Annotated in this window: 12 protein-coding genes; 3 read left to right on the top strand and 9 right to left on the bottom strand. The window is 59.5% G+C overall.

Going from position 1 to position 14,058, the window contains the following annotated elements; genetic code table 11:
• Positions 1-36: 36 nt before the first annotated feature.
• From PQQ96_RS13225 to PQQ96_RS13215, 3 genes are all read right to left on the bottom strand, one after another.
• A complete protein-coding gene (locus PQQ96_RS13225; RefSeq protein WP_408292259.1) occupies positions 37-738 on the bottom strand; it encodes a class I SAM-dependent methyltransferase in 702 nt (233 codons plus the stop codon).
• A complete protein-coding gene (locus tag PQQ96_RS13220) occupies positions 731-1,732 on the bottom strand; it encodes an aKG-HExxH-type peptide beta-hydroxylase (protein WP_408292257.1) in 1,002 nt (333 codons plus the stop codon). Before PQQ96_RS13220 ends, PQQ96_RS13225 begins: the two co-directional genes overlap by 8 nt.
• A gap of 194 nt (positions 1,733-1,926) precedes the next feature.
• A complete protein-coding gene (locus PQQ96_RS13215; protein ID WP_408292255.1) occupies positions 1,927-2,070 on the bottom strand; it encodes a hypothetical protein in 144 nt (47 codons plus the stop codon).
• 284 nt (positions 2,071-2,354) lie between these two features.
• Here PQQ96_RS13215 and PQQ96_RS13210 point away from each other — a divergent pair, with 284 nt between their 5' ends.
• Entirely contained in the window at positions 2,355-2,564 is a 210-nt protein-coding gene (locus tag PQQ96_RS13210; RefSeq protein ID WP_408292253.1) for a hypothetical protein, read from the top strand.
• Positions 2,565-2,658: 94 nt separating this feature from the next.
• Here the strand turns inward: PQQ96_RS13210 and PQQ96_RS13205 are convergent, their stop codons facing one another.
• The gene (locus PQQ96_RS13205; protein ID WP_408292251.1) at positions 2,659-4,134 is read right to left on the bottom strand and encodes a purine-cytosine permease family protein; all 1,476 of its coding nucleotides are present in this window, start codon (positions 4,132-4,134) and stop codon (positions 2,659-2,661) included.
• Between the two features lie 247 nt (positions 4,135-4,381).
• Between PQQ96_RS13205 and PQQ96_RS13200 the strand changes: the two genes are divergently transcribed.
• The gene (locus PQQ96_RS13200; protein ID WP_408292250.1) at positions 4,382-4,867 is read left to right on the top strand and encodes a VUT family protein; all 486 of its coding nucleotides are present in this window, start codon (positions 4,382-4,384) and stop codon (positions 4,865-4,867) included.
• Positions 4,868-4,987: 120 nt separating this feature from the next.
• Here PQQ96_RS13200 and PQQ96_RS13195 read toward each other — a convergent pair whose 3' ends face one another.
• From PQQ96_RS13195 to PQQ96_RS13175, 5 genes are all read right to left on the bottom strand, one after another.
• On the bottom strand, positions 4,988-6,376 hold the full coding sequence (locus tag PQQ96_RS13195; RefSeq protein WP_408292248.1) for an MFS transporter: 1,389 nt from the start codon (positions 6,374-6,376) through the stop codon (positions 4,988-4,990).
• Positions 6,377-6,539: 163 nt separating this feature from the next.
• Positions 6,540-8,231, bottom strand: a complete 1,692-nt coding sequence (locus PQQ96_RS13190; protein WP_408292246.1) for an alpha-keto acid decarboxylase family protein — start codon at positions 8,229-8,231, stop codon at positions 6,540-6,542.
• A gap of 17 nt (positions 8,232-8,248) precedes the next feature.
• Complete coding sequence (locus tag PQQ96_RS13185; protein WP_408292245.1) at positions 8,249-10,324, bottom strand: DUF4387 family protein; 2,076 nt, start codon at positions 10,322-10,324, stop codon at positions 8,249-8,251.
• 137 nt (positions 10,325-10,461) lie between these two features.
• Positions 10,462-11,382, bottom strand: a complete 921-nt coding sequence (locus tag PQQ96_RS13180; protein WP_408292243.1) for a LysR substrate-binding domain-containing protein — start codon at positions 11,380-11,382, stop codon at positions 10,462-10,464.
• 280 nt (positions 11,383-11,662) lie between these two features.
• A complete protein-coding gene (locus PQQ96_RS13175) occupies positions 11,663-12,796 on the bottom strand; it encodes an FUSC family protein (RefSeq protein ID WP_408292242.1) in 1,134 nt (377 codons plus the stop codon).
• Between the two features lie 209 nt (positions 12,797-13,005).
• On the opposite strand from PQQ96_RS13175, the gene PQQ96_RS13170 reads away from it, so the two are divergent.
• Positions 13,006-14,001, top strand: a complete 996-nt coding sequence (locus tag PQQ96_RS13170; RefSeq protein WP_408292240.1) for a fatty acid desaturase — start codon at positions 13,006-13,008, stop codon at positions 13,999-14,001.
• The last annotated feature ends 57 nt before the right edge of the window (positions 14,002-14,058 follow it).

The following is a 14,058-nucleotide window of genomic DNA, read 5'->3' as shown; positions in this document are numbered from 1 at the left end:
CCAAAATCTGTATCGAATGCAGTAAGGGATTTGCGCTCAAGTCGCGCACTTCCGGATTACAACCACGACCTGCCCCGGCTCGGTCGCCGTATCGGTTGGCAAGGTCCCGAGGAGATGCTTGAGACGCCATCGAAGAAAGTGCGTCACCGCTAACTGATCCATGTAAGGGCTGAAGTATTTCAGCCATTCGTTGACGTCCCATTGCGCAATTCCCAGCTCGTAAAATACTTCAGCGGATGCAGCTTCGAAGTCGACCAGATCCAGAATCTCACCAGCAGAAAGACCTTCGCGATGAAAGTAGCCCTGGCTCTGCACCAACGCATTCGACCACTGGCAGAGCGCATACGTCGTTCGCTGTGACTCTATGGTCTGATCGCACCATGGCTCACAAATCACGACTCCGTGACGGGCCACTCTTGCACCTTCTCGTAAGGCATCCTGCGGATTTGGAATGTGATGAAGCGAATTGGCAATCAGCACCCAGTCAAAATGCCCATCGTCGAATGGCAGTTGTCGCATGTCGCCAACCATCGCCCCTATTCCCGCGCTGTTTAGCGAGGACACCGAAGGCTCATGGCTATCGACCCCATATGCGTCGACGTTATGGCTGCGCTTGAGCGCCACCAGTTTGTGCCCTTCGCCACATCCCATCTCCAGCACAGACGAGGGAAACGGCTCCATTCGTGACAAGCGATCTATCAATCGCCGGTCGCCTGCGCTTAAACGCGAATCACACATGTTGAACGGCCTCCCTCATTGAATCAAGGACCATGCGGCCACGCTTGGTGAATTGGGCATGCGATCGAAGAATCGCATCGCCCTGCATGAACCTTGCAGCGTAGACGGCCTGTCGCGTGCGGAAAGAGAGCGGCAGCGCGCCAAGCGGCAGATGCGCAGCCGCCTCGGCCGACAAGTCCGGCTCGTCCACGTTGCCTGCCAGATCCGATGCACTTCGGTAAGCATGCAGCAGGCGAAAGAACACAAAATGCGCGTGCAGGACCCCTTTGACCGGTCTCAAGGTTTGTCGCGCCGGCGAAGGTGCCGGCGTCGAGCCATTCGTTACCAGCGGATCAAACGTCATCAACAGATTCAGATAAAGGTGCGACGCTTCATGAACCAGCCGGTCGAAATAGAAAAGTTGCTGCTGTTGCTCGCTGACATTTTCCAGTGGTCGAACGAGAATCATGCCGAAACTCGCCAAGCTCGATGCGGCTTCTGTCGCAAACGAAGCAGGCATCAACTGGACAACCGACACTATGCTGTCGAGTTCGTCTGCAAGATCAGGATCGCGGGCCGCAATGAAGGTTTTCGTTGCAGCACAGTGACGTCTCGCCATCTGCGCGACGGATGAATGGACCGCGATGCACTCATCACTTGTGCGCTCCTGACGCTCTATCGCGCCAGTAGAAAAATCAGGACGACATGCCTCGGACTGAGCAACGGTGTTACGCGTCCGAGTGAAAGAGAGGGTGATGTCATCAACATCCTGCCGAATTTCAAACTCGTCGCAATAGGGTGCGTACAGACACTCACACAATGCAACGCAACGCTGAACGACAGCCATCGAGTCTGAGCGAGCCATGCTTTCCAGCAGGCTGAAATACGCGAAGTACAGATTCGGGGCGTATCTCCTGGACGGGTCAAGCGCCGCGATCATGGCGCGCTCCTGCGTGAACGGTTCCGGAATAACGCGCGCTATCTCCTGCAACACCTTGAAGAACGAATCCTTCAAGCGTGTCTGTAGTTCTGTTCGCAGTGTTCTGCTCACTCCAGTGCGCGGAAGGACCAACTCTCGCCACTCGGAATGTTCGTGCAACGTTTCAGTAATGGTTTTCATAGCGATGGACAGTTCTGCGCCTGGAGAGGGGAGACTCGTCTGTTGCCTCGAAGACGCCAAAAGCAAATCCGCGCCTCCCCGCGTTGCCGTTACATCAGGTGCTGAACGGTCGGCACGAGATCCGTGCCGTCGACGACGATGCCCTCGGGCACCTTGAAGCCTTCTTTCTGCTTGCCAATGAGGGCGTTGATGCTTTGAGTTGCGAAGGTATCCGGCTTGTTGGATGTAGACATGAGTGACTCCTGTTGTGAATAGACAGTTAGGGATTAGAAACAACGCATTCTCTTTTGAATCGAAAACGTGCTTCCGGAATTGAGTATCCGGTGCCTCTCTTAGGCAAGAATTAGGTCGAGCGTCGTCCGGCTGCATGATGGAATGCTGAACGCTTAAGTCTCGGCTAACTTTTCCCGCCTACTCTCTGTTCCGAAGTATCAGTAAATTTGCAGCCCAAAGTACGCTCGATATCCGCGCAACAGCGCAGCATCTCGACGTGCGGAAAGCTGGAGAGGAGAGAACCATGAGTGCGCTAACCGACGAACGTCGGAACACCTTGAGCGAGATTGCGACAGAGTGCTTCGATGTCGATACGTTCTTTTTGAGCCCTGAGATGCCTGATTTACGCGTTGCGGTGCGACCGGTCGATATCGCCCGCGCACTCGAAAGCGCGTACGACATGGGCCTGGTTGCCGGATATCACCTGACACGCTCCGGCCGGACAGGCTCCTGACGAAAACGGCGACTTTTCCGAGGTCGCCTGGTCGGCTGCGAGCACGCGGCATCGGCGATCGGTCTTGTCGAACGAGGCCTCCGAACTTCTGTGTTCATAACAGATGTGAAGTTGCTTCACCGATGACAGGAATGTGGCTGTCGGACTTCTGAAACTGAGGATGGCGCCGGGCCATTACGAAGTACATCAACGCCGCCGACACCAGACCGAACTCGAAGCTCAGATCGCCCCAGCGCAGGTAGTCATGCATCAACGGGCTGACGTAGGTCGGCGAATTGGAGAATGCGATCGAAGCGGCGATCCCCACCAGCAGGGCCACCACACCCGGCCAGTAGATACCGCCTGTGTACCAGTACGCGCCGCTGCCCCATTTCAGCCAGTCTTCGGCCTGATACCGGCCGCGACGCATGAAATAGTCGACGATCACAATGGCCGCCCACGGCGCTGTCCAGAAGACCATATAGCTCAGGAATACCTGGTACAGGTCAAAGAACTGTCCGTAGAACACGGTTATCACGCGAAAGCCCAGCGTGAAGAGCGCGATGATCGTCAGCGACGCGATCCGATTGATCGGAATACGCAACGCCAGCAACCCCAGGCCTGCCGTATAGCCGTTCGGCACGTTGGCCGCGATGCCGCCGAGAATAATCGCGAACAGCAGCGGGACAATGAACCACGTGGGCAGAAACCGGCCCAGCTGGCTGACCGGATCATTGCCCAGGGTGCCACCCAACGCCGCGGCGAACAGCACACCGATGACTTCGCAGAACATCAATGCGACGAACTGTCCGCCGCCGGCCGCGAGCGCGATCTTCTTCCAGCTGGTTTCAACCGGGAAATAGCGGCTGTAGTCCGATGCGAAATTCGCCCAGCCGATCGGGTAGGAGAAGATGATCCCCATTGCGATCAGCCAGGTGCCAACCGATCCACCACCATGATTGATCACAGACGCGGCGGCCAGGCTCGTATGGGGCAGCACGAAGGCCGCGAGCCCGCCAAACAGGATTGCCAGCGCCAGCGCGATCCATTTCTCTGCGGCAATGATCGTTGCGTGACCGAAGATCGCGAGCATGATTTCCGCCAGGAGAATGATCGCAAGCGAGACCCACACTAATGCATGGCTGTGGAATCCCCCCATCTTCAGCAAGCTTTCCAGTGCCTGGGTCGCGACCACCGAATTGATAGAGAACCAGCTGAGCGCCGAAACCAGGCTCACGGCCTTCGGCAGGAACGAGCCGAGTTGGCCGAATGAACTGCGCGAAGTCATGATGCCGGACGTGCCCGTGCGGGGTCCCATGATCGTGGTCAGACCGAGCACGAAACAACCCAGCAGGTTGCCCACCAGAATCGCCCAAAGCGCCTGCCACAGCGATAATCCCTGCGTAAGTGCCAGCGCTCCCGTCACGACGACCACATAGTTTGTGTTGGCACCGATCCACATCTTGAACAGCTCGGCCGGTGTGCCATGACGGTCCTTTAGCGGAATCGGATCGATGCCATGCTGCTCGATGCTCCATGCCTTGTTCGCTTCGACAGCGCCCTGTGTGTCCTGCCTATCGTGATTTTCCATGTGTGTTTTGCTCATAAGCCCGCAATACGCATGCCGTCTGTCATACATGTGCATCGTATGGGCATTGAATTAGCTCAGAGTTACGTCGCTGTAAAAACCTTGGCGAGCCGAGTCAGGCGTCTGAAATCTCCCCATCGCACGACGTTTGCACAATATGCCGGCGAGAGCGGCCAACTTCATCTCCAGCTAATTCACTGAAGCTAAGCTGACTTCTGTTTGATACCGGGGTGACCGGAAGGAGTTATGGATGTACGTGCTCGTCTACATCGCAGCCGCTGCCGCTGCTAACCTGACGGTCGCCCACTTTGGGCCGGCCTCCACGCCGATCGTCGGCTTTCTGCTGATTGGGCTTGATCTCGCGGTGCGAGACCGACTCCATCTCAACTGGCGTGGCCGCGCCCTGTGGGGGCGCATGCTCGTGTTGATCGTCGCGGCTGGTGGCATCAGTTACGTGCTCAATCCGGAATCTGCTTCAGTCGCGCTCGCATCCCTCGTCGCATTCAGTGCCGCAGCAATCGCGAGCGCTGTCGTCTTTCAGGCCGCGCGACGCTATCCGGTTCTGGTGCGTGCAAACGCTGCGAACGTCGCGGGCGCGGCCATCGACTCCATTATTTTTCCGTTAATCGCATTCGGCACCATCTTCCCGACTATCGCAGCGCTGCAGTTCGCTGCGAAGGTCGGGGGCGGAGCGTTGTGGTCGTGGATCGTATTCCGCAATGTACGAGTTTCCTGATCCAGACCCACGTGACAATCGGCAGGCATCGTGCTTCCATATGACCAAAAGAGCAATTGCCGCCTGCTCTCCAACTCGTTCACGAACCGGGTTACCGATAACGGCTTAACTGTTTCAGGTTCAATGTCCGGGCTTTGCCGCCGCCCCATCGGTGACAGATGCATCAGCCTCGCTGATATGTTCCAGCGAGCTGGACATCGTTTCTACGCCGACAGCTAGCACGGCACATATAAGCAAAACCAGCAGCCCGCATACAATCATCAGGACCCCCGTCAGTCCTGCACGCCTATACGCCAGAACCACGACAAACGGCGACGCGATGGATGCCGCTCGACCGCACATGCTGCAGAAGCCCGTACCGCGAAGCCTGATCGAAGTGGGAAACAGTTCCGGTACGTACAGGTAGATGCCCAACGCCACGAACGTATAGATGGCGGTCACCAGCGCAAGGCCGACAATCAGGACAGCGGCACTACTCCGAAGCAGTGGATAGATCGTACCCAGTACGATAATCGCGAGGCATGTGAGAACAATCGACTGCCTCCTGAGCATGCGATCCGCAATGAAGAACCCGACAAGACCTCCAAGAGGAGCACCAACCGACATCACTGTCGAGAATCCCAGCGAAGTGGCCACCGGAAATCCCGCTTTGAGCATAAAGGTCGGCAGCCACGAAACGAAGCTGAAAATGGCGACAAATGTCGAAACCCCTGTCAACGCGCCGAGTATCGTTAGCGGCAACATTCTGGAAGCGAAGAGCGCCGAAAGAGGCATCGGTGCACTGCGGGGATGATCCGTGCGTGTGACCAGCGGCAGCGCGCCATGTTCTTTGCGCACCGATGCCTCAATCGCCTCTAGCACTCGCTCCGCTTCTTCCGTACGGCCAACCGATTCAAGCCAGCGCGGCGATTCCGGCAGACCTTTTCGCGCTGCCCAGACCGCGATTGCGCCCAGCCCCGCAATGCCAAACATCCAACGCCACCCGAGCGCCGGGATCACGAAATAGCCTATGACAGTCGACGCAAGAAAGCCGCAGTTGACGACAATCACAAGCAGCGACATCCATCGTCCACGATGCAGCGGAGGGATAAATTCGAGCAGCGTGCCCGACGCCACGACGACCTCGGCGCCAAGTCCGACTCCCATAATGACACGCAGGAGGGTTAGCGCTTCGATCGACGGCGCGATTGTGGCGCCTAAGGAAGCCAGACCGAATATCAACAGATTGGCCTGGTAGGAATAACGGCGGCCGAACCGGTCTCCGAAGTACCCCGCAAATGCGGCGCCCACCAGCATGCCGGCGGCACCCGCGGACAGGAACCAGGCATTCGCATCGACTGTGGAGAACGCTTCCTGCACCATCTTCGCCATCGCGCCGCCGGCAAGATAGACGTCAAAAGCGTCGACGAACGCGCCTGCGCCGACCAGCCAGAGCAATCTTCTGTGAAAGACGCTGATGGGAAGGCGGTCAAGTCGAGCACCAGCATTCACTGTCCGCGCCATGTTCATTAGGTACCCTGTTCGCCAGGCAGGCGTCCAGGACCATAATAGGCTAAATTTATCGCCCGCGAAGCGCGCCGTCATCCGCTAGCGGACGCGGGGACGAGCATCCATCGGACCGCAGAAGTTCGTTTCAGCACAGTGGACACAGTCTTCTCCCGTCCGGAAATGCTCAATCAGGGCTCTGTTGCCTTGAGCGTCGATTCGCGGCGCCCGCGGCCTCGGCCAGCGCACGCAGTAGCGGCGGGACGTCCAGGCGCGGCACGACGGCCTCGATCAGCGCAAGCCGGTCGTTGAACGTGGCGGCTGTTGCAAGTGCGTCGCGCAACTGCCCCACCGTCGAAACCCGCGCGCTGAAGCTGTGACACCCTTTGCCTAGCGCCGCAGGCAAGGCGGTCCAATCCCAATGGGCAATATCGTTGTACGCCGCTTCCGGGCCATGAATTGCACGCTCGACTGTGTAACCGTCGTTGTTGACCACGACGATAAGTGCATTCACATGCTGTCGGATCATCGTGCCCAGTTCGGCAATAGTTAGTTGCGCCGATCCGTCACCGATCAGAAGAACCGGGCGGCGTTGCGGTGCAGCGAGTGCCGCGCCGAGAAGGGCGGGCAACGTGTAGCCAATGGACGCCCAAAGCGGCTGCCCGATAAACACTGTATCGTCGGGTAAACGGTGCGATCCCATGCCGTAGAACGATGTGCCTTGCTCCGCGATAACAAGATCCCCGGGACGCAACGCCGCACTCACGACATCCCATAGCGCTTCCTGAGAAAGCGGTTTGCCGTTGCCGGTTTCCTGAACCACGCGCTCCTGCACCGGGGCGGCCCTATGCGCCGCAAACGGTCCACGGGCGGCACAGATATCGCGCAGGGCATCAAGCGCGTCGGCAAGTCCGATCGGCCCATACTGTTTTCCTGCAACGCTCGACGACCGAGCTCCGACATTAATCAGCCGCTCAAGCGCCAGTTGCTGCGTAAAGAAGCCACTCGTCAGGTCGGTGAATCGCACGCCGGCCTGTATCAGCACATCCGAATCCTCGATCGCTTCGCGCACCTCGGGAGCGCTAGCGGCGCCGTTGTATATGCCGAGGTACGCAGGGTGCGCCTCGTTGACCACACGGCGCCCCCACAGCAGTGTTGCGTGCGGCAGATTTCCAGCGTCAATGAGCGCGCGCAGGTTCTCCTGCGCTCCCATCTTGTAGACGAATACATCGGCGAGCAGCGCCGCACGGGAGGCGTTTTCCATCAGGTCCCCTGCAGCCGCAGCGAACCGCCGCAGTGCGTCGGGGTCTGTCACGTTACCGGCGCCGGCGAGCGGCTCCGCGGGTGGGCACACCTCGAGTTCCGTCAGATCCGAGGGCAGCACGAGATACCCCGGCTGCCGGTGCGTGATGACACTGTGTAAAACACGATCGATCTCGGCGCAGGCGTTGTTTTCATCGAGCGCCGCTTGTGCACAGACCACTTCGCTTGTCATTCGCGCAAAGACGCCGAAATCGCCCGTGCCGAGGCTATGATGCGTTCGCTCGCCAGCGGATTGCACGGCGCGAGCCGGCGCGCCTACAAGATGAACAACAGGCACATGCTCCGCATAACTGCCCGCGATAGCATTGATGGCACTCAGTTCGCCGACGCCGAAGGTCGTGCACAGCACACCGATGCCACGAATTCGCGCGTAGCCATCCGCGGCGTAACCGGCACCGAGTTCATTCGCGCAGCCAACCCACTGCACGCGTTCATCACGCTCGATATGGTCGAGCATGGTCAGCGTAAAGTCGCCTGGAACACCGAAAATCCGGTCGGCCCCGAGTTCGGAAAGACGCTCCAGAAGATAGTCGACTACGGTATAAGCTTTTGACATGTCAGTACTCCCTTGTGTCATCCCGCACTCCGCGGGGCGTCGGAATACATTGGGACCACCATCCGCTCCAGCATGGATTGCTGTTGTGCGCCGAATACGTCACGTTCACCAAGCGACGCCGAAATGATCGACCTCTCTACGGTGATCTTGATCGCATTGCAGTTATCGACGAAATAAGCGCCCACCACTGAGGCCAGCTCGTACCCGAGTTCGTCCGCCACATTGCGCGCGCAAAAGAAGTTCGAGCGCAGCGCCGCCTCATACGCGTCCTTCGATACGAAAAGCACATCGAAGGTCAGCCGGTTGATGCCTGCGTCCTTGCTTCGGATCACGCGGGCCATGTCGAGCAGACGCTGGCTTCCCGATGGCGTGCCATGTGGCGGCACGTCCTCGATCACGGAGAGCGTCCTGTCATCGAGATTCTGTGCACCGGCCGGTTCGCCCACATCGAAATAGTCCGCTTGTGCCACGCCCGCCTCGCTCCATTCACGGCCATTTGCATGGTAGTAGTGGATGGGAAACAGCCGGTTGCGAATGACTTCCTCGTTTTGAAGAAGGTGATAAAGCGTCCATTCATAAGCATCGCTCGCATCGATGTCGAGCAGCGACCCTGCGCCGACCGACGCGACCGATGCAATGCGTTCGATTTCCGCGCGATGCCGCCCGGCAAGCGTATCGGCGTCGCGGTCCACCGTGCGAAGCAATGCTACAGGACGCTCAGCGTCCGCCTCGACGAACGCGTACTCGGCCTCGGAGAGTGCCTCGGGAAACTCGCGCCGCACGAGATCGACGACGCCCTGCCGGATCGACACGTACTTCGCAAGGAAGATGGGATCACGCGTGCCGCTCGGCACGATCGCGCCGTAAGCACCATCGGCATAGCGAAAACTCACCAGATTCGGCGAGAGCGGATAGGCGATATTGCCGGCCGTCGATTCGCGCCCCGGGTAGCCATAGTGGATCAGGTAATGCGTCAGCAGGCTTGCGAGCTTGTCAGCCGCAGCGGCCGTGCGCGCACGCGTTCGAACAATGATCCCGAGCTCCCGCTCCGACGATGCGAGGTGCCTCTCCTGCACACCATTGCGCCCATAGACGAGAATATCGTCGGGTATCGCGTGCAGATCCGCGGGATCCAGCTGGATCAGCGAGACCTTGCGCAGACCGACGCGGCGCGCACCTTCGAGCTTGATGCTCAACGGCCACGGCTTGCCGGTGCGATAAAAGCGACTCTTGCGAATGCCTGCGGTGTGCGTGTCGACCGCAAAGAACTCCGTTCTGGCCATCGCGAGCACGCCTTCAGGATAGAACTGCAACTGCGGGTGAGCTTCCTCATAGAGCGAATGCGCAGCGATGGAATACGGCGTGCAGCGGCGGTTCTCGTCGGGTGCAACAAAAACCGCGCTGCCGTCGTCGTAAATTTCCGCCACGAGACAGTCAGATGGCGACCCGGGATCGCAGGCGAGCGCGCCGCACTCGAGCACATGTCCCACGTGATAGGCAAGTCCCGGCGCGATACCGCGCCGGATCATGTCGGCTGCGAAGAGCGCCACGTCACACGAACGACCCGCGAAGACATACTTCGCGCCGCTATCCAGCGCCGCAAGTAGCGGATGGATGCCCATCTGGCCGACGATCGTGCTTTCGCGCAGTGCTGCTTCATCCAGTGCGGGTCCCGCGCCGACCGGGCGCAATGCGCCGGCGCGTAGTTCGTCGATCACGATAGCCGGATCGAGTTCCGACCGGATCACTGCCACCTTCGTATCGCGCACGTCGAGCTCTTCGAAGACCTCTCTGGCGACCTCGAGCATCCAGTCGAGATTGCGGTCGCCGCCTGCCATCCCACAGCTACCCAGGATCACCGGCCCCTCGATAAGCTCGCCCGCCTCGACCATCTTGCGAAAATCGTTCTTGACGGCATCACGCTCGAAGTACTGACCGCCGCTGCCAAGATAATACGGGCCCGCGTCCATCGAACCGGCGTCGGAGATCACCGCGTCGATACGGCCAAGCAGTGCCTTTTGCAGCGATTCCTGCGGGAATCCATAGCCCAACGCCCCGCACGCGGAGACCACCCGATAGATTAATTTTGCCATGCCATCTCTCCTGCTATGCATCCGACGACAACATGTCGTCATCTAGATGCTGCAGGCAAAGTCTGCATGCTTTTTTTGAATGGGAAAAATACCGTCTTGCGATGCGGGTATAAGCAGCGAATATAGCCCGCGAAAGATCATTCCGCTGCCGATTCGACGCCGGATACCGGGTGATCGGCCAGGTACTTTTTCACAAAACCAGCAATGAAATCACGCACGGCTTCCCCAGCGGCAGCGAGCGGCGTCTCCGCAGAAGAAACGATGCCGGCCGTCAGCGAAACTGCCGGCTCGATGGCTTGCGCAAAAAAAATACCTGGTAGCTCGTCCGTGCCGCCAAGCGGCAAGATGCCATCTCCGACACCGGCCTGCACGGCCGCGAGCATACCGGTGCTCAGGTCGGTTTCGGCAGTGATATGCGGCTCGAATCCAGCCTGTACGAACAGCCGGTCGAGTACGACTCGCGTGATATTCGGCGGATTCGGCAGCACGAGTGGAAGGCCCGCGAGTTCCTGGAATGTGATCGATCCAGGCCTAACCGATCCGCTTGCACGCCGCACCAGAAAGAGCCGTCGCTCGAATAGCGGTACACGGACGCAACCGGCGAACGGCTCACCTTCGAAGAGCACAGCGAGGTCGAGGGTTTGTTCGCGAATGCGCGCGGCCAATTGAAGGCTGCCCGCGGACGAAAACTTCAGTCGCACCTTTGGCAACGCAGTGCGGCACGCCCCCATGATCGGCCCCCCGAGCTGCGACACGAGGGAAGAAGCCATGCCGAGGTACACGCTGCCCTCGACTTCTTCGCCCTGTCCAAGCACGACTTCCGGCAAGCGTTCGATGCGCCGCAGAATCGCGCTCGCTTCCACGTAAAGCCGCTCGCCTGCGGCCGTGGCGCTCACGCCGCGCGCGCTCCGCTGCAGCAGCGTGATGCCGAGCTGCTCTTCGAGATCGGCGATTTGCTGGCTCAACGCAGGCTGGGCCACATGGGCAACCTGTGCCGCACGCGAGAAGCTGCCAGCATCGACGATTGTCACGAAATAACGCAACTGTCGGAGTTTCATCAAGCGGCACCTCGCATGAGCGACCAAGGTGAAGGCATGCGCGTCTGGCGCATGGTGGTTCCGCATGGGCTGGAAAACGCCCCAGGTTGGAGCAGATAGTTTGCTCGTTGGCTACGGGCAGCCAATTCCTGAAAAGCGAAACGATGGGCGCTCAATCAGTCTACAGCGTTGCCGGCTCACGCACAATCCGCGCTATTGAATACCAGCGAGAGGGGTACGAAAGCGGTCGTTCGCCATCGCGCCCCGTCGGTAGGCCGACAACGCGCAGTGCATGGGAGTCTTAACGACTTACCTCGTTCGATGCCGATGGCATATGCAGCCTGCTGGTCGCGAGCATCACCCCTGCCAGCGCGACAATTCCGGTGAGAATGCCGGATAGCCGCATGAGCGCAGGTAACGGATCGGCTGACCAATGATGGTCCTGGACGAATACCATGATGAACGCGATCGTGAATTGCCGGCCAACGTAGCTTGCTCCTTCCCGCCCCGTCTGAACGTGACATCCTGTCCACACGCCGACCGAGAGCGCGAGCACGCATAGAATCGCTTGCCCCTGCATGAGAGGTAGTAGCGCCACCGCGAGCGCACCGGCCAGCAAGCAGCCAGCCACACGTTGCACCATCTTTTCCATTACCGGCTGCCGCGTTCTGTCTGCTGGCAAGCCTGCGGGCAATATCAGCACCGCGATCGCGGTAACCATCGCTTGCGCGAAACCAGGTAGATGCAAAATGTAGGTAAGGGCTGCAAGGATCACGATTGCCAGTGCGCCCTGCACGCCCAGCAGCATGCGTGTCGAGTGCCCGGATTCCAGAGGCGGAGCCGGATCCGAAGTGGAAGGCGCACCGGATTTGCCGGCCGCGCGAGCGGTTGCAGATACCGATGGCGGCCTGTTCTTTCTGTACCACTTCGGCCCGAAGTGAAACACACTCGCCACCAGCAGGCAGGCGAGCGTTCCAACCGTGACCTCGGCGACTCGCAGCGCTGCAAATGATGCGGTCGATCGGACTGATACGAGCCTATGCGCCTCGTAGGTCACCATCAGGGCAGTTACTCCGCCTAGAACCCAGGCGTAGGCCGCTCTGGACCCATTGGCGTAATACACCGCAACACCGCCGATCGCCCCCAACGCGGGCACAAACAACCACGGCCGATCGCCAATCAAGGGGCCCACTATGGTTCCAAGCGCGGCGCCGATCAGCGTGCCCATGATGCGATGTACGGCGCGCTGCACGGAGCCGGAAAGACTCGTTTGCATGACTGCGAAGCCGCTGATTGCTGCCCACCACGTGTCTGAAAGATGTAGCGCGTTTGCGAGCGCGACCGAAAGTGCGACCGAAAGCATCGCCTCGGTCCCGAATGTCGCGCGTTCCCTGGACGGCTTCCAGGCCGCCAGTTCACGACCGAGCGACGACATGGCCGCTCGGCAGAGTTGAGCAAGCGTACCGGCGAGCGTCACCTGGGCCTCCGAGGATCTTCACTTTCCGTGAAGTAATTCTGAGCTAATTCTTCGACGTCATTATGCCATCCGTGTTCTCACTGAATATCCACATCAGCAAACGCTTACACCTCGCGTGCGCGGCAACACCTTTATTAGCGGGATCGAAATAATTCCTGTAGCGAAAAATGGCAGAGTACCTGGATACGGAACACACGCGAGACTTGAAGGCGCTACAAGCAGGCTTTACGGCGCGCACCGAGTGGCCAACATGGCTGCTGATCGCAGCAATTCACGGCAGTTGGCTGATGGTTGTGCTACTCGTGCACGAAGGCCGGCTTTCAATAGAAGCTGCGACACCGCCACTGATCGTGCTGTGCACGTGGCACCTTTCGCTCCAGCACGAACTCCTTCACGGTCACCCCACGCGTTCCGCGCTCACCAATGAGTTGCTCGGCAGCGTTCCCCTGTCGATCTGGTATCCGTACACAATCTATCGCGATGCCCATCTCGCCCACCATCACGAGGAAAGTCTCACCGAGCCTGAGGTCGATCCGGAAAGCAACTATCTCCTTCGCCGACAGTGGGAAAATCTGCCTGGCTGGCAGCGGGCCATATGGCGGGCAAGGAAGAGCTTCATTGGCCGCCTGGTGGTAGGTCCGCCGCTGAGCATCGTGACCCAGTTCACCGGGACGATAAGGGAATGGCGGCGAGGGAGCCAACGCTACGCCGGCACGTGGGCCGCACACGTCACACTAGTGACGGCGATGCTTGTCTGGTTGCAGTGGTATGCCGGCATTCCGTGGTGGTATTACCTGCTCGCCGTCGCATGGCCGGCGCTGTCGGTCGCCATGATCCGATCACTATACGAACATCGTGCCGCGCGTGATCCGAAGCACCGGACCGCAATCAACGAAGCGGGCTTCCTGATGCGGCTGCTCTTCCTCAACAACAACTACCACCTCGTCCATCACGATATGCCCGGTCTGCCGTGGTACCACCTGTCCTACGCATACCGGACGCGCAGCAAAGCCTACGCGGCCAGGAACGGCGGGTTCGTCATTCGCGGGGGATACTGGGAACTGTTCAGGCGCTATGCATGGCGTGAGACGGACGACCCCGTACTTCCGCAGTCCATCAATGTTCCAGCAGAGCCCATGCACGATCTGGAGCGCGTCCGGTAGGCGCTCGCCCCCGAACGAGTCGTGCCCGGGAGCACCTGTGGCTCTCACAAGCACATC

The organism is Paraburkholderia sediminicola, from assembly GCF_046027825.1.
Classification (GTDB): Bacteria; Pseudomonadota; Gammaproteobacteria; order Burkholderiales; family Burkholderiaceae; genus Paraburkholderia; species Paraburkholderia sediminicola_D.
This window is presented reverse-complemented; position numbering and strand designations above follow the sequence as displayed.

Excerpts from the sequence above, each read along its gene's own strand:
- PQQ96_RS13195 (WP_408292248.1), bottom strand. The coding sequence starts at position 6,376 with ATGAACATGGCGCGGACAGTGAATGCTGGTGCTCGACTTGACCGCCTT.
- PQQ96_RS13225 (WP_408292259.1), bottom strand. The coding sequence starts at position 738 with ATGTGTGATTCGCGTTTAAGCGCAGGCGACCGGCGATTGATAGATCGC.
- PQQ96_RS13205 (WP_408292251.1), bottom strand. The coding sequence starts at position 4,134 with ATGGAAAATCACGATAGGCAGGACACACAGGGCGCTGTCGAAGCGAAC.
- PQQ96_RS13175 (WP_408292242.1), bottom strand. The coding sequence starts at position 12,796 with ATGTCGTCGCTCGGTCGTGAACTGGCGGCCTGGAAGCCGTCCAGGGAA.
- PQQ96_RS13180 (WP_408292243.1), bottom strand. The coding sequence starts at position 11,382 with ATGAAACTCCGACAGTTGCGTTATTTCGTGACAATCGTCGATGCTGGC.
- PQQ96_RS13200 (WP_408292250.1), top strand. The coding sequence starts at position 4,382 with ATGTACGTGCTCGTCTACATCGCAGCCGCTGCCGCTGCTAACCTGACG.
- PQQ96_RS13170 (WP_408292240.1), top strand. The coding sequence starts at position 13,006 with ATGGCAGAGTACCTGGATACGGAACACACGCGAGACTTGAAGGCGCTA.
- PQQ96_RS13185 (WP_408292245.1), bottom strand. The coding sequence starts at position 10,324 with ATGGCAAAATTAATCTATCGGGTGGTCTCCGCGTGCGGGGCGTTGGGC.
- PQQ96_RS13210 (WP_408292253.1), top strand. The coding sequence starts at position 2,355 with ATGAGTGCGCTAACCGACGAACGTCGGAACACCTTGAGCGAGATTGCG.
- PQQ96_RS13190 (WP_408292246.1), bottom strand. The coding sequence starts at position 8,231 with ATGTCAAAAGCTTATACCGTAGTCGACTATCTTCTGGAGCGTCTTTCC.
- PQQ96_RS13215 (WP_408292255.1), bottom strand. The coding sequence starts at position 2,070 with ATGTCTACATCCAACAAGCCGGATACCTTCGCAACTCAAAGCATCAAC.